Consider the following 20,959-nt stretch of genomic DNA (forward strand, 5'->3'; position numbering starts at 1 on the left):
CTGTGTTTTGAGTATAAAAGGGTTGATTGAATTTAATAATGAGCTTACGATTTTTGCTGTTTACTTAAAAAGAGCTTTCCAGCAATGCAACCCGCAATAAAACCGAAGAAATGGCTACTCCAACTTACACCAGGTACAAACTGAGTAAGCGAATAAATAACACTGGCATACAAAAAACAAATAATTGCAGCTAGCATCAAATTAAAAATATTACGGCTAAAAATAGCGTTACAAATAATGAAGCCTATTAGTCCAAAAACCAATGTGCTAGCCCCTGCATGAAAACCTTCACTGGCAAAAAGCCATACGGCAGAGCCTGCACTAAATGTAATAAACAAACATACCCAAATAAAACGCTTTACACCTTGTTGCAACACAATAAATGCAAGCACTGCTAAGGGGGCCGCATTTGACAATAAATGTTGCCAACTGTGGTGTATAAAAGGTGCCAGTGGGATCCCAATTAAGCCGTTGATGTATCGGGGGTAAATTCCAAAATTTGAAACTAACCCTGCAGTAATAGTATTTAAAATTTGCACCCCAAAGAGAATGACGAGCAAAATGCAAATAATATGTAGTGGTTGTTTAATTAGCATATCAATAGTGGGTCTCATAAAATAAAAAGCACTTAGTTTTTTACTCAACTAAGTAATTTTACTTTAACGCCTTACTTCTCTAAGCAACAGCTATTTTTATTAACCCTTATATTTTCGAAATTCAAATGGTCTCCAGTATTTACAGTAATCGACTGACTAAAGTTGTGGCAATATAAATTGTCAGAGTGATATATCTATTGTAAGTATAACTACTCTCGCTTTATTGCGTTTTAATTGTGTCTTAACAGTAACCATATCTAAAATTTATCGATAGTAACTACCTCAAGCTCATATTTGCTAGTGAATATGAGCTAACGTGAAAAGTAATTTTGGTTATCTATTGCCATTATAAAATTTAAACATGCTCGCTTAATCATTGATCTTTAGTTGTTTTGCGTTATAACAAAGTAAAGGTTAAGAATTGCGAGGCGTTCACTTGAAAGAACTATTGATAGAACAAGAGGAATTACTTCATAACTATGAAACTCGCCACAATAAACGTGAAATTATCCGTTTAATTCATCCTGAATTTCGTGAAGTAGGCCAATCGGGCACATCATTTTCATTCAAAACCATTATTGAAATGATGTCTTCGGAAAAGCAACCAAGCGGACATGTCCATGCGCAAGACTATGAATGTATTCAGTTAGAATATTCAGTATTTTTAATGTTGTACAAAACAGCATGGGTTAGTAAGGATGGCTCGGCCAGCTATTTTGCTAAAAGATCATCTATTTGGGTACTCAATAATGGAGCATGGCAAATGAAGTACCATCAAGGTACGCCTTGTGATGAATTTACTTTAGTTTAAAGGGTTATTTAATTATCAGTCCAATGGCTTGAGTGTTACACAACGAAGTGTCATCCGAAGAAATCACAACATCCATGTTGTAGTTTACTATTTTAGAATTTTAACAACTTCACGAGTTGCTTCAATCAGGCGGATTATTCTGCCATCGATGTTTACGGTGATTAACCCTTTATGGTCAACCGGAACAATAATTTTGCTGTGGCTATAAATTTCACGGTCGATAGGTTTACCAACCTGAATTTTCTTTTGCCATCCTGGAGGTAATTCTCCTGTGCGCGCTACTTTTTTCTGAAGGCCAGGTGGTAAGTCATTGCCTTTATTGTGTTTTTCATTTTTGGCGTGAAGTGGAGACGCCATCAAAAAAAGGCTGGTTAATGCAAGTAAAAAGGTTTTCATTAAAATGTTATTCCTCAAAGCTTTCACAACGGATTTTAAACTAAGCGATTAAAGTTTCTGATGTTGTAAAATTTAAATCGTGAAGCCACTATAAAGCTAATTACCCTCAAAATAAAACCAGTCTTTTATCTTAATTCCTTTGTAAATAATGGTTTCTAAGTATTTTATTAATGACAGAATTCACTAGCTTCTATTAGACATTGTAAGCAATGCGCCTGCACCAATAAACACACTGCCAGAGAGTTTATTAAAAAATGCAGTGCGACCTTTTTCGAATAACCACTTTGAAGACTTAACGCCTAGCATGACATAAAACAACAACCAGCTCAGTTCTAGTAAGATAAATGTACCTGAAAAAATAAGGTATTGTGTTAAAAGTGAGTCACCTGGGTTAATAAATTGTGGAAATAACGCTGTAAAAAACACAATGGCTTTGGGGTTACTTGCTCCAATTATAAAGCCACTAATAAAGTGCTGCATGCTTTGCTGATTATTTTCATTTGGCATATCAGTAAGCTCAAAGTCAGTGCTCTTTGACAATAACGCCTTTATACCAAGGTAAATCAAATAACTTGCACCAAGCCATTTAATAATATTAAACGCAAGCTCTGATGTAGCAATTATCACGCCTAACCCTGTAAAAGATAAACTCAAAATTAGAGTAATTGCAGTTAAGCTACCAAGTGCTGCAAATACACCCGAACGTTTTCCTGAGGTGATTGCTTTTGACATACAAAATAGTGCGCTGGGGCCAGGCGACGCCGTTAAAATGAGCACCGCAATAAAATAGAGTGTCCATGTACTTAGATCCATTTTGAAACCTTCAACGTTTTTTCTTTAAGCTAGCATTTTTAATGAGAAAACAAAGACAACTATTTAATGATTATCAAAAATTTTCACCTTGGTTTGTGAAAGCATTGAATTGTTGAGAAAAGCCCATATTAATTTTGATGGGGTAGGCCAAAGAAAAGGGAGAAAACGGTGCTTAAAACAACGCTAATAATTTTATTTGTTATATTTTCGTTGTTACCGTTTAATTTAGCACGCTCAGTTATTCCACCTCATAGGCAAACGTTAAACTCTTTTCAACACATTACACACTTAGCCAGTAATAACAGTACTGTTAAAGCATTTATAAATTATTCGATATTAAAAGTTTTTGCTAACCGTTTTAACTTTCGCAAGTCAGCGCATTCACTTTACCGCAGCCCGTTTATAAATTTTCTAATTCGTGAAAGTTATCATTTTAATAAGTCATACAGCCAAATATGACAGCTTATCTTTTTTAATTATTTAACAACTTAAAAGATAAGGAAAATTATGACACAAGTAATCACCTTGTTTGTTTTGGTGTTTGTGTGGGCTTTCTTGATGCTGCTTTGCTGGAAGATGATTGGTTGGGCAAAAAAGCGAAAAACTGGCGCAGTTGTATTTGGTGCTTTGGTTAATATGGTATTACCTGATCCCAAAATTGAACATACAATCGCCATTGTAAGAGAGCAAAAAGCAGAAAAACCACAACCAAGTAACGAACAAAAAGAAAAATAACCAAAAGCCAGCGGATGCTGGCTTTTTTCAATTTAGAATTGTTTGATTTAAAAATAGCTAGATTGAACAAACACCAGCCTTAACATCACAGTTTATAGTTGCATCACCTGGAGAAATAGACTTTGTTGTTATTGATAGTGTTGTTTTATCAAAACCAGGTAGAGATTGGCAACGTTGGTGCTTCCCTGCAGGGAATGGAGAATTCTTATTAGTAATATACACCACACCAGCTCTGACATGTGCAGACGATTCTGACAGACAAGCATTATTAGAAGATTGAATTGTATAGTCTTTGTAAACTGGTAGAGCAATTGCAGCTAAAACTCCAATAATAGCAAGCACAATCATCAATTCAATCAAAGTGAATCCATTAGTCTTTGAGGGTTTCAAAATTTATCCGTTTAACAAGTTTTTCTTAGTAAAGTATAAACGTTAAAGCAATAATTCAAATAGTGAGGTTCAATTTTATTAATATACCTCTAGTTTCTTTTACAGCTTATCTGTTTAAATTACATTGATTTACAATTTGCTCTTGTTTCAATAACGAAAAAATTCGTACTATCTAAACCATCTAAAAATAAACGGATTTTCTTTTGAAAAATTTAATTTCAATGTCACTGGTATTAGCCAGTGTAGCTCTTGTAGGATGTGAATCTACCCCCGAAGTTAAACCACGCATGGCGCGCTTTAATAGCCCAGAAGTAAATAGCCATCCTTTTAATTTTAAATTAGCAGTCGGCTCTGATACATCCAATGAAATATCAATTAACAATAGCAAAAAAGCAGATAGAGATTCAGCGCTTCGTTTTTCTGCTGCAATGACTTTAAGCCATGGCTTTGAAGCGCGCTATGTTGATAATGGTGAGCAGCAACTTAGCTTGAAGTACCAGTGGCTTGGTTCTCCAGAAGAGGAAAAGCAAAGTGGTAATGTCTCGCTTGCCACAAGTGTTGGTTATATATATTCAAAGCGCAATAAGAGTGCATCGCGTGTTGATAATAATTGGTCACTGGAACAAAAAAGTTATGATCTTTCACTTATTGCGGGTTACCGTTTTAATAAACAAACACTAATGTATGGCAGCGTGTTTTATCAAGATGGTGATATCGACGGGAAGTATTACCTTCTTGAAAGTTATGATGACGTAAATCACGAACAAGTAAACCAAGGCTGTGGTTACGACAAAACGTGCGTAGGCGCTCGTTTTTCAGATACAGGCAAAGCTTATGGCGCAAGTTTAGCTTTAGAGTATGAGTTTTTAACTTGGTTAGTTTTAACAGGTGAAATTGTGCACCATAGGGCTGATTGGTTTAACCGAAGCAATAATGAAACCGGTGCAAATGTTAATCTTGAGTTCCGCTTTTAATACCAATGCATTATTTGATAGGTCACTTATTGCGACAGAGAAACGGTTTATAAACAAGGAGAAAAATTTAACGCAGTTAATGAGGCGTTTGACTCGCAGTAATGACAAAGTAGTTAATAAAATTGGTATAAATAAAGCCTGCAAATGCAGGCTTTATTTTTTACATTGATTGGAAGTAAGTTTCTAAATCATCCGAACCACCAATGTGTTTGCCACCAATAAACACTTGCGGCACGGTATCGCGGCCAGACATTGCTTTTAAGCTAGTGAGTGATGCATCTTTGCCAAGTACAATCTCTTCATAGTTATAGCCATGCTTGTCTAACAGTCGTTTCGCATTTTGACAATATGGGCAGTTTGGTTTTGTGAACAACGACACCGGTTTTGGTTTGATAGCATTTGGATTAATGTAATCTAACATTGTGTCTGCATCGGATACTTCAAACGGGTCGCCTTCAACTTCAGGCTCAATAAACATTTTTTCAATAATGCCATCTTTCACAAGCATTGAATAACGCCAACTGCGCTTGCCAAAACCAATCTCGCTTTTATCTACTAACATCCCCATGCCATGAGTGAATTCACCTGTGCCGTCAGGAATAAGCCTGATGTGTTCGGCTTCTTGCTCTTTAGCCCAAGCGGCCATTACGAAGCTGTCATTTACTGATACACATAAAATATCGTCAACACCGTTTGCTTTAAAGGTATTGGCTAATTCATTAAAACGCGGTAAATGTGTTGAAGAGCACGTTGGTGTAAATGCTCCCGGTAGGGAAAAAACAACAACAGTCTTACCTTTAAATAGGTCGTCAGAAGTCAGTGTTTGCCATTGATTATTAGCAAAAATTGGTAAGTTAACCTGTGGTACTGATTGTCCAGAAATATCTTTTAACATTTTACGCCCTTGATTTGGTTAATTTGTTTTGTTGGGTACAGTATGCCCTTTGATGTTTAATCAATCTAATTAATTAAATTGGTCAATTCAATCTGAAAAATCAATTTATAAATACACAGCTAAATAATACTTGGTTGGTCAAGTATTCTTCTAATAACTGCTAAAGTACTAATATTTTCGTATCAATTTATCAGTAATCACCTACTATAATATTGGTAAATTTTAATGTGATGACAATTATGAAAACCTATCTAGTAATCTTACTGACACTTTTAATTTCGGCTTGTGGTGGAAGTTCTTCTTCAAATGATAATGAGGTTGTTGTGCCACCTGTGATAGGTGTTGAACAAGCAAAATTTTCATTAGGACTGAGCGATGCACCTGTTGACGATGCAATTGCAGTAGTGCTTGAAATAGATACGATTAAAATTATTAAATTAAATGATTCTGGTGATGCAGCAGAAGAAATTTTAGTTGAAGAGTTTGTTATGGAAGATGGCTCTACAGCATCTTCGGTAGTCACTAACTTACTTGATTATCAAGGTGCAGATCAAAAGAAAATTATTGATGAGCTGGCTGGTATTGTACTTGACGAAGGTAACTATCAATTAGAACTAGTGATTATTGATGCAGGCTCTTATGTTGAGCTTGATAATGACGCAACATTATACGCAATTAAAGTGCCTAGCTCGCGTTTACGCCTAGGTGAGTTTGCGGTTGACGCAAGTTTAGTGCAAGTCGATGATACCCCATCTTACACCATTGAATTTGATTTAAGAACATCTCTGGTGCAGCGTGGCAATAACCCAGCTAAAAATGGTTTTATTTTAAAACCACATGGGATTAAGGTTGTGGGTAGTTCGGGTACTATTGCTGGCACTATTTCATCTGAAAATCTTAATTTAGGCACATGTACAGTGTATATGTACCCGGGTGATACTACTGAGTTTGGTGATTTGTTTGATAGTGAAGATGAAGCTTTCACAGGGGAAGTGCCAACTGCAACTGCGCCTCTTGCATCAACCGTTGTATCAACTGAGGGTAGCTATGAGTTTGGTTTTGTCGCAGCGGGTGATTACATGGTGGCGTTACGCTGTGATGATTTAGTAGATGACAATATCCAATTTGATGGTTTGGTTATCCCATCACCAGAAGGTCAAAGTAAATTTATTACAGTGACATCAGGAAATACAAGTGAAGCTAATTTCTAGTTAAACACCACAAGCTAAATGACAGCGATTAATATAAGCAACAAGGTTAGGTTTGTTTTCAATCGCTGTTTTTATTGGCGTACTCAGTTTTCCATTTAGCAAATTGGTAAGTGTTGCATAAGCGGCTGCGTCGTATTGTGTCATTCGCTCTGTTACAAAATATGGTTTATTACCCAATAAACTGGCCAAATGTTCAATAGCTTCTATGGCAAAGTCATAGATTTGTGTTTTGCTATGACGGCCTAAGCCTTGGGCATAAATACTTTTAATTAAGTTCTTTCGTACCAAGTTAGGAACAAATAATTTTAACAATGCTGGCATTTCTGAGAATATTTCCTGCTTAGTTAATGGCCAAAATTCATCGTCAACCCATCGACTAAACACTAAGCTCCAATATAGCTTCTCTTCTACTAATTCTTTAATTAGATACCCAATTGCATGTTGTTCTTTAGAGAGATCAGCATCAAGGTTGGCATTTTGTTCAAGGGTTGCCAGAATAATGTTTGAATCGGCAACCATTTCATTGTTAATTATGGCAACAGGAAACTTCTTTTTTGGCATTTTTCCTGAATCAATGCGATATTTAACTTGATAATCGATGTTGGCAAGTTTGCAATATGCTTGTAGTTTTAGTGCAAATGGACTCGCATTGGTGAGTCCAAAAGCAGGTGGAAATTCATATATTGTAATCATTTTACTGTCCCTGTTGTTTTTGCACATAATACGCTGTAGTTTTGTCAGCGAGTGTCAGTAGCCTAACTTGCCTAAATAAAAATAAGTTTATCTGTGTTTGTATGCAAGTGTCCGATAGCTAAAGAAATATAGAAATAGAACAAATAACACTATGTCAGAAATCCTCTCATTAGTTGAAAGTAATCCACAATTTGTACTGTGCGCCTTGATTGTATTAATCGCAATCATTTTCTACAAAGAGCGAATATCACGAAGTTCCTCATATCAGGTTAAAAGCGGAAATGAAGCGCATTTGAAATTATTTGAGATGACAGCGTCTCAGCTGATTGTATTTCAGAGTTTGTTAGGCGAAATGATTTATCGTCATAAATCTGTGATTGCCGATGAACTTGATAATGCCTCAAAAGTATTCTTAGAAGACATTAATGCGGTAGTGGAATTAAATAACCCTAAAAAAGAAGCACAATTAAAAAAGCAATTGCTTCAGCTTATTAGCGAAAAACGACAAGTAGTTGCGAATGACCGATTGAAAATAAGTTTAGCCGTGAAACAGCTAGAATTACTGGCTTCAAATGAACTAGCGCTGTGTATTTTTAATATTCAAGGCAAAGTACTTAGTATGATCCAGCATACTGATGCGTATTTAACGCATTTAGCCAGTGTGGCTGAAAGTCCTTTTGATTCAAGATTGCAAACAAAACTGGCATTAAGTGAAGATGATCAAGAGGTACTGCTGGCGCTTATAGATGAATTGAACACTCAATTTAAAGAAGAAAAAAAGCGCCTTTTATAAGGCGTTTTAATTAATCGCTGAGCCTTGTTTGATAGCTCTAATATCATTTTGATTGTGTTCTCTCAAACCAATATTTTCTTGTTTTTTATATCTGTATAAAACATATAAACCAACAAAAGCATGAGCCAAACTTAAACCGATAAATAGCCCTTGGCTTCCAGCAAAATAGACACCACTCAAGCCTAGTAGCGGCACAAGCACTAAACGATGGATCACAATAACTTTACTTGCATCAAATACATAACCAATCGCATTTAGACAAGAGGGTGCTAAAAGCGCTATGGCTAAAAAGATGTAAGTAAATGGCACATAACTTAAGTAGTTCAAAATAACTCGTTTTTGTTCACAATCGGGACACAAAAAGAATAAAACATCGCTTTTGAATACCAGCAGTAAAATGCCAATGAGGGATTGAATTACTACCAGTGAAATTAAGACATGGCTGATTATTTTTTTACAACGTTTAACCTGTTTCGCCCAATAGTTAATGCCGATGACAGCAGGTAATGCTGCAGTAAAAACCATAGGTAAAACTAACAGTAACATTTCTAAACGGAAAATAATGGCAAATGCACCTACATACTCTGTGCCAATACGGCTTAAAAAAATGGTGAGAATAAATAATGAAAGAGCAGGAGCGAGTTGCTGTAAGGTCAAAAGTAATGATAGCCGTTTATCGCTAAACAAGGTTTTGAGACAAATAATTTTAAAGTCGATACGCTTGTAAACAATAAAAATAAGCATAGCAGCAAGCGCAAAGCAACTATCCACAACAAAATGTAGCTGTGCAAGATCTGAAATTAAAGTCGGACTTTGATTATCGATAATTATTAACAAAAGCAAGGTTTTGCTTGCCATCCAAGCGAGTAAATACATAGCAGAGAAATGACACCAGCCTAAAGCACGCATTACACTGCTACTTTGCCAAACCAAAACCAGTGGTAAAAATGAAGCAATTTTGTATTCGTAAAAGAGAGCTATTTCACTTTGATAATGGGCTAATTCGCCTTTGTTGAACTGTGACAACCATGCATTTAAATTGACTAGTTCGCTGTAATAATCTTGGCCAAAATACAAGGTAACTAATAAAATGCTGGTTACAAAAAGTGTAAATATAAAGAGCGTTGGAATAAATGATTTTTGATGCTGCTGCTCTTTAACCAAAATCATATTTGAGCGAACAGCAATGGCTATTGCTACCGCATTCATAGAAATAACAAGCGGCAAAAAATAACCAAATAGTGATAAGCTATTATCACTGTGTGATGCAATCAGACTTGATTCGAGAACATCAAATAGCAACAGCATAAAAATTGCTGGCATTAATAAAGAGCTTGAATTAACAATTGCTCGCCAGGGGGAGCTGACCAAATATGGATGAAGACTCGTTGGTTGCATTATGCTGATATTTAAATCTTATAAATAAATGCAGCATACAAGAATAAATACGTGAATATGTGTACAGAATGTAAGCGTTTATGTCTCTGATAGAATAAAAAAATACACACAACACATACGGGTTATAAACCGCTTCTGCTAAGCATAATTGTACTATCTTTTGTAGACATTAAACTACAAAATCAATTTGTTGAATAAGGCCTGCATTACCATCATTATTAATATAATAACCAGATTGTCGAATTGCCCCTTTTAATTCACCATTATCATTACGAATATTTAAGGGTGAATTAACACTTTGTGTTGCGATAGCCCCAATATTTGCATCGTCTAAAGAAACCAACTTATCCTCGTCGCTATTTTTTATCCATATTTTTAACGAATCAAAGATTACGTCATTTTCATCAATAAAGCCGTTACCATCTTCATCGTATAGCGAAAGATCAGCAAAGCCATTACCACTCAATGCGCCAAACAATTCTTGTCCGTCATCAATTTTGCCATTGTTATTGCGATCAAATGCGAGATAACCATAGCCTTTTCCAAGTTGGGTTAAAGTGTCTTTGTTGCCATCAGCATCAATATCAAATTGATGCGTGCTTTCGCCAAGTTCAACCGGTTTACTAGTAAAGCTAATAATAAGCGGATCTTTCATATTGATGGTTTCAATTGAGCGTTGATATTCGGTAAAGCTTTGCTCAAAATTAAGCTTAAATTCAAAGCTAATATCGCGACCTGCAGCCGTTGTGATTTTTCCCGCCATTTTAAGCGAGTTAGCTTGGTGTTCATGGTGAAGCTCTTCAACAATCACTTGAATAGGCCCTTGTTGTGCATCGTCATTTGGAGTCGTTGGTGGTGTTTTAGCAGCTGAATTGGCTGCAGTAAATTCAACCTGATCAAACCATTCTATGTCTTTGCCTGCCAGTTTTTGCACTAACAGCTTAAGGATCATTACCTTTGCATTATCTTTCATCTCAAGTGTGGAATTTTGTTCTTCAACACTGTTTGCTTGCGATGGCCTTTGTCCTTGAATAGGGGGCTCTATTGGCGTTTCAATCCGTGTTTTTACAAACTCACTCATATGATGATTTTCAAGTGTTACCGCTGAGATTTCAATTTTCATAACAAAACCAACTTAAACGGGTACATAACAAATTATCGGCAGGGCTGTTTGATAATTGAGCAGTTATAAAGTTTAGAAGCGATTTTTTAAGTTAAATATTGTGAATTTCTTAAAACTAGATTTGAAAACAGTGTTCTCTAAATTCACGCTTTTAATGTAGCATGCTAACTGTTTTTGAGCTGTTAATTAAACTGTGTTTAGCTATATGTTACTCGTATTCTTCTTTTCAATCGTTTTGATTGTATTGTACTTTTTAAATTTCATAGCGAGCCAATTTGTGGCACTTTATTGTGTTATGAGCGTATTTACATTTATTGTGTATGGCATTGATAAATACAAAGCTAAGCATGATAAAGTTCGTGTACCTGAAAGCACTTTACATATTTATAGTGTATTAGGCGGGTGGCCTGGGGCTATGATTGGGCAACATGTGTTCCGCCATAAAACCGTTAAACAACCTTTTAAAAAGTATCTTTATATTTCTATTGTAGTGAATCTGATCTGTTTAATATCTTACCTAATTTACCCACATATTTTGAAAAACTAGCTTAACAAAACGCACATAACACAATGTTAAGATGTATGAATTTTAACGGCAGGTATGAGTGTTAAAGTTAAAAAACATCACTCGTAACCACTTGTTATTAAGGTTAAAAATCGAAGCTATTAGAAGAATTGTTAGGTTTGTTATACTAACGGTTACTAAATGACGTACGGAACAAATGTATGTTACAAATTTCTAACACTGTTTCAATTTCTGATTGGGAAATTGAACTAACAGCTATTCGTGCCCAAGGAAGTGGTGGTCAGAATGTCAATAAAGTTTCTTCTGCAATCCACTTGAGATTTGACATTAAGCACAGTGCATTACCGCAAATATATAAAGAAAAATTATTGTCTCTAAACGACAGTAGAATCACAAATGATGGCGTAATCGTCATTAAATCACAGACGTTTCGAACTCAAGAACAAAACAAACAAGATGCGCTTGAGCGATTGAAATTACTGATAACAAACGCAATGGTTGTGCAGAAAAAAAGACGTCCAACGAAACCAACAAAAAGTTCACAAAGAAAGCGTTTAGACAGTAAAAAGAAACACAGTCAGACAAAGGCAATGCGAGGGAAAATTGTGTAAAAAGGGATGTTCTGGTTAAAAAAACAACTAACAAACGTAAAAAATCGACTTTTTACTTGAAATTTCCCCAATATAGTCTATTTATTGTAAACAACATGTTAAGTTCATGTTTACAATAATTAACTATACAAATGCTAGGGAAATTATGAAAATTAACGCGCTACGCAAGGCAATATTACTTGCCTGCTCATCAACTCTCGCTTCAGCAATGTCATATTCTGTCGCTGCGGAGGAAACACCTGCCGCAGAAGAAAAGAAAGACGTTGAAAAAATTGCCGTTGTAGGTACTCGTTCAGCTCCACGTTCTATCAGCGATTCACCAGTACCAATTGATATTATTGGTGGTGATGACTTAGAAAAGCATGGTTCTTCAGATATGCTAGAACTGCTTGTAAGCCAAGTGCCTTCATTTAATGTTCGTCAGCAACCAATTAGTGATGCTGCTACGCTTATTCGCCCAGTAAACTTACGTGGTTTATCTTCTGACAGTACTTTAGTGCTTGTAAATGGTAAACGCAGACACCGTGCGTCTGTAATTGCTTTCCAAGGTGGTGGTGTTAATGATGGTGCACAAGGTCCAGACGTTTCGGTAATTCCAAGTATTGCCTTAAAGCAAGTTGAAGTACTTCGTGATGGTGCGGCAGCACAGTACGGTTCGGATGCTATTGCAGGTGTTATGAACTTTGTACTTAAAGATGCATCTGAAGGCGGTAGTGTTTCAGTAAAATATGGTGAGTATTTTGAAGGTGACGGTGATACTACTACTATCGAAGGTAATGTAGGCTTACCATTTACAGATGATGGCTTTGCTAATTTATCTTTTGCATTAAAGAATGCGGATGCTACAAGCCGCTCAGTGCAGCGCCCAGATGCAGCAGGCCTTGCAGCAGCGGGTAACTCATATATTAATAACCCTGCTCAAGTTTGGGGTAATCCAGAAATTAAAGACGATTTAACTATTTTTGGTAATGTCGGTCTTGATTTAGGTAATGATAAGCAATTCTACATGTTTGGTAACTATTCTGAACGTGATGCAATTGGTGGCTTCTACTACCGTAACCCACATAACCGTGGCAATGTATATTCTATCGATGGTGGTGAAACACTGTTAGTGGGTGATGTTGGTCAGGCAAATGGTGCTCCAAGAACGTGTGCTGTAGTACCAGCAAATGTACCAAATGTGCTTGAAACACAAGCATATAAAGACATGGTTGCCGATCCAAACTGTTTTTCAATGAACATGATTTTCCCAGGCGGTTATACACCGCAGTTTGCAGGTACAATTGTAGATACTTCTTTAACAATGGGTGTTGAAGGGGAGTTTAAAGGCGGTTGGCTTGACGAAGTATATTTTGATTTAAGCGGTTCTGTTGGTCGTAACGCGTCAGACTTCTATTTATACAACACACTGAATCCATCGCTTGGTTTAGAAACTCCAGTTGATTTCGATACAGGTAAATACATCCAATTAGAAAAAACGTTCAATTTTGATTTGGTTAAATCTATTGAAATCGGTTTGGATGAGCCATTAAACCTTGCTGGTGGTTTTGAATTTAGAGAAGAATCGTTTGAAATTGTTTCTGGTGAGGAAGCTTCTTGGAAAGCAGGCCCTTATGCGGATCAAGGATTTAACATCGGTTCTCATGGTTTTAAAGGGTTTGGACCTGAGTCGCAAGGCACAAATACTCGCCGTAACTGGGCAGCATATGTTGATGCTGAAGCCTATTTAACTGAGAGTTTATTAGTTGGTGCTGCACTTCGCTACGAAGACTACAATACTTTCGGTGATACAGCTAACTACAAACTAACGTTACAATATGCAATTTCTGATGATTGGCAAATCCGTGGTTCAACAAGTACGGGCTTTAGAGCGCCTACAGTTGGTCAAGCAAATGTTGTAAATACTGCAACATCATTAGTTAATGGTGAGCTTATTCAGAGCTTCTTGGCGCCACCAACAGACCCTTTATCAGCATTCTATGGTGGTAAAGAATTAACACCAGAAGAGTCTACAAGTTATGCTCTTGGTACAGTCTATGAATATGAAGACTTCTTCTTAACAGTGGATTACTACAATATCGAAGTAACTGACCGTATTGCACAATCTAGCCAGATTGATGTACTTGAGTCTGATTATGAAGAACTTAAATCTTTAGGCGTACAAAACCCAGAACTTATCTCTGCGGTAACGTATTTTGCTAATGATTTTGATACAACAACTAAAGGTCTTGATGTAGTTGCTAACTATTCTGCAGATTTAATGAATGGTGCAACTAAATTTGCCCTAGCATACAACTGGAATGAAACAACGGTTGATTCGTTTAATCCAGCTACAACAAGTGACGGTAAAGTTAAGCGTTTAGAAGAAGGTATGCCACAGCACCGTGCAACATTCACAATTACTCAAAATTGGGATGATATTAGCATGTTTGTTCGCGCAAATTACTTTGGCGAATACTTTGCAGTGCATGCTGATGATGATTGCTTAGACGGTTGTTGGAATGAAATTGCAGATTCGGCATTTACTTTTGACGCTGAGGTAAGCTATTTCTTCACAGAAAGCTTTAAAGGTGCAATCGGTGCAAATAATATTTTCGATCAAGAAGCACAAAAACTTCCTTCAGAATCTTATGGCGTACTTGGTGCACAATACTACGAAAGTGGTCCGTACGATTATAACGGCGGATTCTACTACGTTAAATTAAGCTACTTATTCTAAAAGAAGTTATATAACAACGCAAAAGCCCAGATGTCTGGGCTTTTTTTATATTAGTTAGTTTATATTTTTGGACAAACAGAATATGTAATTCGAAATTTAGTTTAATCGGTGACTAATTGAAAACATCAGGAAATGAAGACGAAGATGTCAAAATAGCCATCTAAAATGTCAAATGGATATAGGCAAACAGGGGAAATTCAGCAAATAACCTATTTAAAAGGGCTAATTAAAGAGGGCTATCTTGTGTGCAGTTATAAAGAATATCGCTCCATTTTATTGCCTCAAAATAAAACGCAGGAAGGTCTGCTTGATCTAATTTTAATTTGTTACATTGTGCTTCAATTTTCTGCCACTCGCCTGATTCATAACTTAAAACAAGCTCTAGAATATTACGATTAATATTATCTTGCCCAATCAAAGCATCAGTGATGTCTTTACCTAAAGGAAGCTGTTTTAAGATAACTTCCATAGAGCGGTCAAATATTGCATCTAAAAGCGAAAATAAGCCCACCAAGAAAGATTTACTTTTAAGGCTCGGCGCAACTTTTTGGGCAATAACATCACAAAACTTTGCGCGAATAGTAGACATGCGAATAAGTTCATGCGGTTTGTCTTTTGCGAAATGTGCTGTTACAACAAGATTTAAAAAGCGTTTGGCGTTTTGCTCACCTAAGTAAATTAACCCTTGCTTTATTGAGTTAATTTCTTCGCGAATTGGGAATAAGCCTGAATTAATAAAACGCATTAATTTGTAGCAAAGGGCAGCATCTTGTTCAACCAGGTTTGCAATTCGATCGTAATTTAGCTCTTCTTTTACTAACTCAGTGTAAAGCAGCACCACAGTTTGCGCGTGGCTCACCATATCTGGCTGTTCAATTAACTGCGGCTTACATAAAAAATAACCTTGGAAATAATCAAAACCAAGTTCTTTTGCTAGCTCAAAGTCTTCGTGTGTCTCGATTTTAGTCGCCATTAACTTAATATTTTTAAGTTGTTTTAGCTTGTGAATATCAGCTATCACAGTATTTAATGGTGTTCTGCTAATATCAAATTTAACAAGACGACATAAATTACAATACGGCTGCCAATCAAAATGTGGTGTGAAAGGATCTAATGCAAGGGTATAGTTTTTGTGAAATAAGCTACGACAAGCCTCATATACCTCAGTATTAGGGATAAAGTCAGTCATCACTTCAACTATAAAATCGTTACTTGGTAAAAGCTCAGGCTGCTTTTGTAAGATACCTTGGTGGTGAAACTTGATAAGTGCTTTTTTACCGGATGTTAGGCGCCTTAATCCAATTATAAACTGGCTATCAGCAATCAGTTTAGATGTTGCAATAACAGGATCAATTTCGGGAAAAGAGTTGGCGCGACTGTTACGGAACAAAAGCTCGTAGGCAACAAGTCTCTTCTTATGGTTCAATACTGCTTGTCGAGCTGTGTATATTTTCAAATGATTGATTAATAGAAGTTATTTATATATTAATGTAGTGGAATATTGCGAAATTGCAATAATAAAAAAGGGTCATAAGACCCTTCTTTATAGTAGAATTAAGCTTGATCTTGAAGCGGCACAACATTATTTTTTGCGCGTACTTGCTCTAGTTCAAGTTTGGCATCGTCCACTTCACGTTCTAAGTCACGTACACGAGCCATCGCTTTCTCAGCACTACGAGTAAGACGCTCTACGGTAGTAGCAGAGTTTTGCTTGATAAACTCAAGTTGCTCAAGAAGCTTTTCATTTTCATTTTCATAGCGCCATGCATTGTTTTGCTCGCTAGCTAGTTTTTCTTCTAGCAATCTAATTTTAGATAAGTTCTGATCAGAATTCTGAGTTAAACGTTGGATAGTTGCCGTTGAGTTATTCTTAACGAAGTCCATTTGTTTAAGTAAGTTTTCTTTTTCAGACTCAAAGCTAGATGCGATTTTCTGAGCTTCAACCAGCTGAGCTTGCATTTCTTCGATTTGGGCTTTAGCACCTTTAACAACAGATTGTTGATCTTGATTATGTTGCGAAAGCTCAAGATTTTGCTTTTTCATCAACTCAATGTTTTGTTCAGCCTGTTTAAGCTGCGCTTGAATAGCTTCTTTGGCTTTACGAAGGTCTTCTACTTCAGATGTGTGCTGTTCCGCTTTTGCTGCATGCGTATTCGCGGTTTGTTCTAGTTGCGAAAGTTGTGAAAGCGTAGAATTCTTTTCTTGTAGAAGACTTTGGATCTGCGAATCTTTCTCTTGTAAAGCAGCTTCGAGTGTTTGTACTTGTGTAGCAACAGTTTCGGTTAATTCACTAACCTTAGCTTCGCCTGTTTGTTTAAGCTCAGCTATTGTACGTTCACTCGACTCTTTTAACTCAGCAATTGTTGCGGCATTATTTGCTTTTAGTTGTTCAATGGTATTCTCATTGGCAACTCGCATATCTTCAATTGTTTGATTCTTAGACTCGGTAAGTTCTTGCAGTTGCTTTTCTTGATGCTCTTTTAATGATGCAATTTCAATGTCAGCGTTGTCTTCAACTTCAGCGATCGTTTGCTTAAATTGTGCAGTTTCTTCTTCAAGGCGTGTTTCAAGAAGTTTTACTTTTTCACTCAGTTCGCCAGTAATTTGTTCCGTTTTTTGTAGGCTTAAAATAGCAAACTTTTCAGCTTCAATTGCACGCTCGAGTTGAATTTCAAAATCACGATTAATTGTATTCGAAAACCGTTTAATTTCACGATGGAAAGCAGCAAGGTATTCGTCACTAAGAGAGCCTGTATCAGCGGCTGCTTGGCGGGTATCTTGCGACTCACTACGCCAACGTTGGTAATGAGCTAAAATTGTTGCAGTACTGCCTTCACATTCTTGTAAAACAACTTCAACGGAAACAGGTTTTCCGTTTTGTACTAATTCATCGCACAGTTCTTTTACTTTTGCGTAATTTGTTGTCATTTCTCTATCCTTGTAGAGCATACATAGTTTTGGGGACTAAACCTAAAGCCGTTAGTGATAAAGTATTATTTTCAATTCAAGTCTACAGACTTTCACTCTATCCAAAGCAAAATAACGGCATGTTGTAACAATAGCAATTTTGTCCAGAAAAGATCAACACTCGTGATGTGTTTTATTAGTGAATTTAGAACTAGTTAGTGGTTTTATATACGATATTTTTATGTAAATGAATGTTTTATAACTAATGGCTACTAATTAGGTACTACAAATTAAATTATTAGAGTATGTTGTTGAATGAAAAACGTGATGTTTTATTTCCTTTACAAAACAATTTTGTTCGTAATATGAATTGTAGAATTTAGTATAATCTAATCATTTGGCATTATGTGTAGCAAATAACTTCAAAAGTGCAAGTAAGCCATTTGGTTAATAACTTGCCATTTTTTAAAACACTTTTCACAATAAACATGAGTTGTTCAAAGCTGGATTAAATATGTCAGAAGCAAATTTATCTGTTGGTGTTATAGCGAAACGCGCAGGTGTAAATGTAAGCACGTTACATTTTTACGAAGAGAAAGGCCTTATTAGAAGTTGGCGTAATGCTGGAAATCAAAGACGCTACAAAGCAGATGTGTTAAGACGAATAGCTTTGATTAAGGCTGGCCAAAAGATTGGTGTCAGTCTTGGCGAAATTAAAGCGATACTTGCTCAACTACCAAATGAGCGTACCCCAACAACAAAAGATTGGGAAAATATAGCGACAGCTTGGCGAGATAGGTTAACGCAACAAATTAATTATATCGAAAAGCTTAAAAGCTCACTAACAGCCTGTATTGGCTGTGGTTGTTTATCGCTTGAGCGATGCCACTTATATAATCAAGATGACTGCCTAAACCAAGAAGGTGCTGGGGCAGTCATTTTAGAGCGAAGTGATGTTTAAACTGGTTGTGTCAGTTTTTCTGGTTTTAAAATATTGCTAAGTTCTAATTCGTTTAAAATGCCTTGTTGAATAACAAGTTCTTTAACTGATGCGCCTGAAAGTAGTGCGTCTTTTGCAATTTTTGTTGCAGCTTCATAACCAATAAAAGGGTTAAGCGCGGTTACAAGAGCAAGGCTATTATCAAGTAAATCTTTGCATCTTTGTTGGTTTGCCGTGATGCCTGACACGCAATGCTGTTCGAACATATCACATGCATTAGTCAATAATGAAATTGCATCCATTAAGTTTAACGCAATCAAAGGCTCCATTGCATTTAATTGTAATTGACCTGCTTCAGCGGCCATACTGATTGCACAATCTAAACCCACCACTTGATATGCAACTTGGCTTACCGCTTCAGGGATCACAGGGTTTACTTTACCTGGCATAATTGAACTGCCTGGCTGCTTTGCTGGTAGGTTTATTTCACTAATACCTGCACGCGGCCCCATGCTAAGTAGTCTTAGGTCATTAGCAATTTTAGAGAGTTTCAGTGCTAAACGTTTCAGTGCGGAAGAATAGATAACAAAATCCCCCATATCAGAACTAGCTTCAATTAAATCTTCTGCTTTTTCAAATGGAATATCTGTTAAATTTGCGAGTTCTTTAATCGCTAATTCTGCATAGTCTTTATGCGTGTTAATGCCTGTACCAACTGCAGTACCGCCAAGGTTAACGCTATTTAGTAAACTGCCCAACTGCTTAATTAACTTCACATCTTCTTTTAAAGTAGATGCAAAACCATGAAATTCTTGTCCTAACGTCATAGGTACCGCATCTTGTAATTGGGTACGTGCTAATTTTAAAATTGACGAAAATTCATTGCCTTTTGCAGTAAAGCTATTAATTAAGCTTTCAAGCGCTAACAGTAGTTTTGGTTGCTCTAATAATACGCTCAGTCTAATTGCTGTTGGGTAAACATCATTAGTGGACTGAGACATATTTACATCAGTATTTGGGTGAATATGTTGATAGTCGCCAAGTTTATATCCAAGCTTTTTTAATGCTAAATTAGCGATCACTTCATTAGCGTTCATATTTGAAGAGGTACCTGCACCACCTTGGATCATACCTACAGGAAAATACTCATGGTATTGATCGTTGATGAGATCACTACATGATGCACAAATTGCATTGGTTTTCTCGTTATTTAATAAACCTAACTGGTTATTTGCACGTGCACAGGCTGCTTTTACATAAGCAAGGCTTTTAATAATTGATGGATAGTGGCTTAAAAACTTAGTGCTTAGTGGAAAATTAACAATAGCCCTTTGAGTTTGAATGCCATAAAACACATCATTTTCGATGGTCATAGTGCCGAGTAAGTCTTTTTCAATACGCATTTTTATGTCTTTTACCTTGGTGAGAGTGCGGGCAAGGTTACCTAACTTAAAATGCGGTGACTAATGCTAATAAAGGTTTGTGATTATGCAAAAAATGCATAACATGCTGTTGTGTTATTTTTAATCAATCAAACTCAAGTGCTTGAGTGATACCTTGCCAATAGACAGATTTTGTATGGTCATTTGTAGGTAAGCGATATAGGCAAATACTTAAGTCAGATATATCACTGAAGGTTTCGAGAACAGTAAGTTTCCCATCACGTAATTCGTGTTCAATAGAATAATCAGGAAGCCATGCAAAGCCTAATCCTTGTAACACCATGGTTTTTAAACTGTCAGCCATTGATGAACTAGCGACTTTATCAAGTTTGGCTGTTACTTCTTTTGTTAACGCATTATCAACTGTTCTGCCTAAAAATATTGATGATTGATATGCAAGATAAGGCATTCTCTCATTGTTAACCCATTGTGGAAGTGCGGTTGTGAGTGCTACGGGTAGAAGTTTTATATTCAATAATTCAAAACGTTCATATTCCTTACCGAGCAATTCATTATCATGGAATGCCAACAAATAATCACAATTATTACTTTTAAGTAGTTTTGTACAATCATCGGCATCGGCTATTTGTAACTGGGCGCTGACATTGGGCAATTGACGCTTTAAAGTTTTTAGGATTTTGGGGAATACACCTAAGGCAAGCGTATGTGTTGCAGCAATTCGAAGTTCTTGTGCATAGCTGTTTGCACGCAGCTTTTCTGCGGAGCTATTAAGTAAGTGAAGTACAGATTGAGCCGTTGGCTTAAATGCTTCACCTTCATTTGTAAGCGTTAATGGTGATGTGCGTCTGTCAATGAGCTGGCAACCTAGGCTTTTCTCAAGAGATTGAATGCGTCGACTGAATGCGGGTTGAGTGACAAAACGTAATTGTGCTGCTGTACTAAAGTTACGCGTTTCACTCAGTATAAGAAAATCTTGTAGCCACTTGGTTTCTATGTTCATTAGCTGTATAAAATTAGTTATATCG

At 36.5% G+C, this 20,959-nt stretch carries 21 protein-coding genes; 9 read left to right on the forward strand and 12 right to left on the reverse strand.

Translation table 11 applies throughout. The features are described 5' to 3' along the window. Positions 1–44: 44 nt before the first annotated feature. Positions 45–614 carry a rhomboid family intramembrane serine protease gene (locus AAEU29_RS17265; protein ID WP_421974466.1) on the reverse strand — a complete coding sequence of 190 codons (570 nt, stop codon included), beginning with the start codon at positions 612–614 and terminating at the stop codon, positions 45–47. 418 nt (positions 615–1,032) lie between these two features. On the opposite strand from AAEU29_RS17265, the gene AAEU29_RS17270 reads away from it, so the two are divergent. Then, on the forward strand, positions 1,033–1,407 hold the full coding sequence (locus tag AAEU29_RS17270) for a nuclear transport factor 2 family protein (RefSeq protein ID WP_421974467.1): 375 nt from the start codon (positions 1,033–1,035) through the stop codon (positions 1,405–1,407). A gap of 87 nt (positions 1,408–1,494) precedes the next feature. On the opposite strand, the gene AAEU29_RS17275 is transcribed toward AAEU29_RS17270, so the two are convergent. Further along, entirely contained in the window at positions 1,495–1,803 is a 309-nt protein-coding gene (locus AAEU29_RS17275) for a hypothetical protein (protein ID WP_421974468.1), read from the reverse strand. A gap of 183 nt (positions 1,804–1,986) precedes the next feature. After that, complete coding sequence (locus AAEU29_RS17280; RefSeq protein WP_421974469.1) at positions 1,987–2,616, reverse strand: LysE family translocator; 630 nt, start codon at positions 2,614–2,616, stop codon at positions 1,987–1,989. A 507-nt stretch (positions 2,617–3,123) separates the two neighbouring features. Here AAEU29_RS17280 and AAEU29_RS17285 point away from each other — a divergent pair. Beyond that, the gene (locus tag AAEU29_RS17285) at positions 3,124–3,351 is read left to right on the forward strand and encodes a hypothetical protein (protein ID WP_421974470.1); all 228 of its coding nucleotides are present in this window, start codon (positions 3,124–3,126) and stop codon (positions 3,349–3,351) included. 57 nt (positions 3,352–3,408) lie between these two features. Here AAEU29_RS17285 and AAEU29_RS17290 read toward each other — a convergent pair whose 3' ends face one another. Beyond that, the gene (locus AAEU29_RS17290; protein ID WP_421974471.1) at positions 3,409–3,711 is read right to left on the reverse strand and encodes a pilin; all 303 of its coding nucleotides are present in this window, start codon (positions 3,709–3,711) and stop codon (positions 3,409–3,411) included. Positions 3,712–3,944: 233 nt separating this feature from the next. Between AAEU29_RS17290 and AAEU29_RS17295 the strand changes: the two genes are divergently transcribed. Continuing rightward, positions 3,945–4,715 (forward strand): hypothetical protein, encoded by a 771-nt coding sequence (locus AAEU29_RS17295; protein WP_421974472.1) that lies wholly within the window; start codon positions 3,945–3,947, stop codon positions 4,713–4,715. A 160-nt stretch (positions 4,716–4,875) separates the two neighbouring features. Here the strand turns inward: AAEU29_RS17295 and AAEU29_RS17300 are convergent, their stop codons facing one another. Continuing rightward, a complete protein-coding gene (locus tag AAEU29_RS17300; protein WP_421974473.1) occupies positions 4,876–5,610 on the reverse strand; it encodes a glutathione peroxidase in 735 nt (244 codons plus the stop codon). A gap of 239 nt (positions 5,611–5,849) precedes the next feature. Between AAEU29_RS17300 and AAEU29_RS17305 the strand changes: the two genes are divergently transcribed. Next, entirely contained in the window at positions 5,850–6,821 is a 972-nt protein-coding gene (locus AAEU29_RS17305) for a DUF4382 domain-containing protein (protein WP_421974474.1), read from the forward strand. On the opposite strand, the gene AAEU29_RS17310 is transcribed toward AAEU29_RS17305, so the two are convergent. Next, entirely contained in the window at positions 6,822–7,514 is a 693-nt protein-coding gene (locus AAEU29_RS17310; protein WP_421974475.1) for a glutathione S-transferase family protein, read from the reverse strand. A gap of 151 nt (positions 7,515–7,665) precedes the next feature. Between AAEU29_RS17310 and AAEU29_RS17315 the strand changes: the two genes are divergently transcribed. Continuing rightward, on the forward strand, positions 7,666–8,307 hold the full coding sequence (locus AAEU29_RS17315; RefSeq protein ID WP_421974476.1) for a hypothetical protein: 642 nt from the start codon (positions 7,666–7,668) through the stop codon (positions 8,305–8,307). Positions 8,308–8,313: 6 nt separating this feature from the next. Here the strand turns inward: AAEU29_RS17315 and AAEU29_RS17320 are convergent, their stop codons facing one another. Further along, positions 8,314–9,630 (reverse strand): MATE family efflux transporter, encoded by a 1,317-nt coding sequence (locus AAEU29_RS17320; protein WP_421974477.1) that lies wholly within the window; start codon positions 9,628–9,630, stop codon positions 8,314–8,316. A gap of 244 nt (positions 9,631–9,874) precedes the next feature. Further along, positions 9,875–10,828, reverse strand: a complete 954-nt coding sequence (locus AAEU29_RS17325) for an SPM autocatalytic domain-containing protein (protein ID WP_421974478.1) — start codon at positions 10,826–10,828, stop codon at positions 9,875–9,877. Between the two features lie 295 nt (positions 10,829–11,123). On the opposite strand from AAEU29_RS17325, the gene AAEU29_RS17330 reads away from it, so the two are divergent. The 3 genes from AAEU29_RS17330 to AAEU29_RS17340 all read left to right on the forward strand — a co-directional run bounded on the left by AAEU29_RS17330 (position 11,124) and on the right by AAEU29_RS17340 (position 14,684). Beyond that, a complete protein-coding gene (locus AAEU29_RS17330) occupies positions 11,124–11,375 on the forward strand; it encodes a DUF1294 domain-containing protein (protein ID WP_421974479.1) in 252 nt (83 codons plus the stop codon). A gap of 179 nt (positions 11,376–11,554) precedes the next feature. Beyond that, positions 11,555–11,965 (forward strand): alternative ribosome rescue aminoacyl-tRNA hydrolase ArfB, encoded by a 411-nt coding sequence (arfB, locus tag AAEU29_RS17335; protein ID WP_421974480.1) that lies wholly within the window; start codon positions 11,555–11,557, stop codon positions 11,963–11,965. 145 nt (positions 11,966–12,110) lie between these two features. Further along, the gene (locus tag AAEU29_RS17340) at positions 12,111–14,684 is read left to right on the forward strand and encodes a TonB-dependent receptor plug domain-containing protein (protein WP_421974481.1); all 2,574 of its coding nucleotides are present in this window, start codon (positions 12,111–12,113) and stop codon (positions 14,682–14,684) included. Between the two features lie 226 nt (positions 14,685–14,910). Here AAEU29_RS17340 and AAEU29_RS17345 read toward each other — a convergent pair whose 3' ends face one another. Both AAEU29_RS17345 and AAEU29_RS17350 read right to left on the reverse strand, forming a co-directional pair. Next, complete coding sequence (locus AAEU29_RS17345; protein ID WP_421974482.1) at positions 14,911–16,110, reverse strand: EAL and HDOD domain-containing protein; 1,200 nt, start codon at positions 16,108–16,110, stop codon at positions 14,911–14,913. 128 nt (positions 16,111–16,238) lie between these two features. Further along, complete coding sequence (locus AAEU29_RS17350; protein ID WP_421974483.1) at positions 16,239–17,612, reverse strand: hypothetical protein; 1,374 nt, start codon at positions 17,610–17,612, stop codon at positions 16,239–16,241. Positions 17,613–18,105: 493 nt separating this feature from the next. Here AAEU29_RS17350 and soxR point away from each other — a divergent pair, with 493 nt between their 5' ends. Beyond that, positions 18,106–18,552, forward strand: coding sequence for a redox-sensitive transcriptional activator SoxR (gene soxR / locus AAEU29_RS17355; protein ID WP_421974484.1), 447 nt, complete (start codon positions 18,106–18,108; stop codon positions 18,550–18,552). Here soxR and AAEU29_RS17360 read toward each other — a convergent pair. Then, positions 18,549–19,934, reverse strand: coding sequence for an aspartate ammonia-lyase (locus tag AAEU29_RS17360; RefSeq protein WP_421974485.1), 1,386 nt, complete (start codon positions 19,932–19,934; stop codon positions 18,549–18,551). The genes soxR and AAEU29_RS17360 overlap by 4 nt on opposite strands. Positions 19,935–20,058: 124 nt before the next feature. Next, positions 20,059–20,934, reverse strand: coding sequence for a LysR substrate-binding domain-containing protein (locus AAEU29_RS17365; RefSeq protein WP_421974486.1), 876 nt, complete (start codon positions 20,932–20,934; stop codon positions 20,059–20,061). Between the last annotated feature and the right edge of the window lie 25 nt (positions 20,935–20,959).

It is taken from the genome of Pseudoalteromonas aquimarina, from assembly GCF_049257255.1.
Taxonomy (GTDB): domain Bacteria; phylum Pseudomonadota; class Gammaproteobacteria; order Enterobacterales; family Alteromonadaceae; genus Pseudoalteromonas.

Coding starts and splice junctions, on each gene's coding strand:
- AAEU29_RS17350 (WP_421974483.1), bottom strand. CDS start 17,612: ATGACAACAAATTACGCAAAAGTAAAAGAACTGTGCGATGAATTAGTA.
- AAEU29_RS17340 (WP_421974481.1), top strand. CDS start 12,111: ATGAAAATTAACGCGCTACGCAAGGCAATATTACTTGCCTGCTCATCA.
- AAEU29_RS17285 (WP_421974470.1), top strand. CDS start 3,124: ATGACACAAGTAATCACCTTGTTTGTTTTGGTGTTTGTGTGGGCTTTC.
- AAEU29_RS17265 (WP_421974466.1), bottom strand. CDS start 614: ATGAGACCCACTATTGATATGCTAATTAAACAACCACTACATATTATT.
- AAEU29_RS17330 (WP_421974479.1), top strand. CDS start 11,124: ATGAGCGTATTTACATTTATTGTGTATGGCATTGATAAATACAAAGCT.
- arfB (WP_421974480.1), top strand. CDS start 11,555: ATGTTACAAATTTCTAACACTGTTTCAATTTCTGATTGGGAAATTGAA.
- AAEU29_RS17360 (WP_421974485.1), bottom strand. CDS start 19,934: ATGCGTATTGAAAAAGACTTACTCGGCACTATGACCATCGAAAATGAT.
- AAEU29_RS17365 (WP_421974486.1), bottom strand. CDS start 20,934: ATGAACATAGAAACCAAGTGGCTACAAGATTTTCTTATACTGAGTGAA.
- AAEU29_RS17320 (WP_421974477.1), bottom strand. CDS start 9,630: ATGCCAGCAATTTTTATGCTGTTGCTATTTGATGTTCTCGAATCAAGT.
- AAEU29_RS17305 (WP_421974474.1), top strand. CDS start 5,850: ATGAAAACCTATCTAGTAATCTTACTGACACTTTTAATTTCGGCTTGT.
- soxR (WP_421974484.1), top strand. CDS start 18,106: ATGTCAGAAGCAAATTTATCTGTTGGTGTTATAGCGAAACGCGCAGGT.
- AAEU29_RS17275 (WP_421974468.1), bottom strand. CDS start 1,803: ATGAAAACCTTTTTACTTGCATTAACCAGCCTTTTTTTGATGGCGTCT.
- AAEU29_RS17315 (WP_421974476.1), top strand. CDS start 7,666: ATGTCAGAAATCCTCTCATTAGTTGAAAGTAATCCACAATTTGTACTG.
- AAEU29_RS17300 (WP_421974473.1), bottom strand. CDS start 5,610: ATGTTAAAAGATATTTCTGGACAATCAGTACCACAGGTTAACTTACCA.
- AAEU29_RS17280 (WP_421974469.1), bottom strand. CDS start 2,616: ATGGATCTAAGTACATGGACACTCTATTTTATTGCGGTGCTCATTTTA.
- AAEU29_RS17325 (WP_421974478.1), bottom strand. CDS start 10,828: ATGAAAATTGAAATCTCAGCGGTAACACTTGAAAATCATCATATGAGT.
- AAEU29_RS17310 (WP_421974475.1), bottom strand. CDS start 7,514: ATGATTACAATATATGAATTTCCACCTGCTTTTGGACTCACCAATGCG.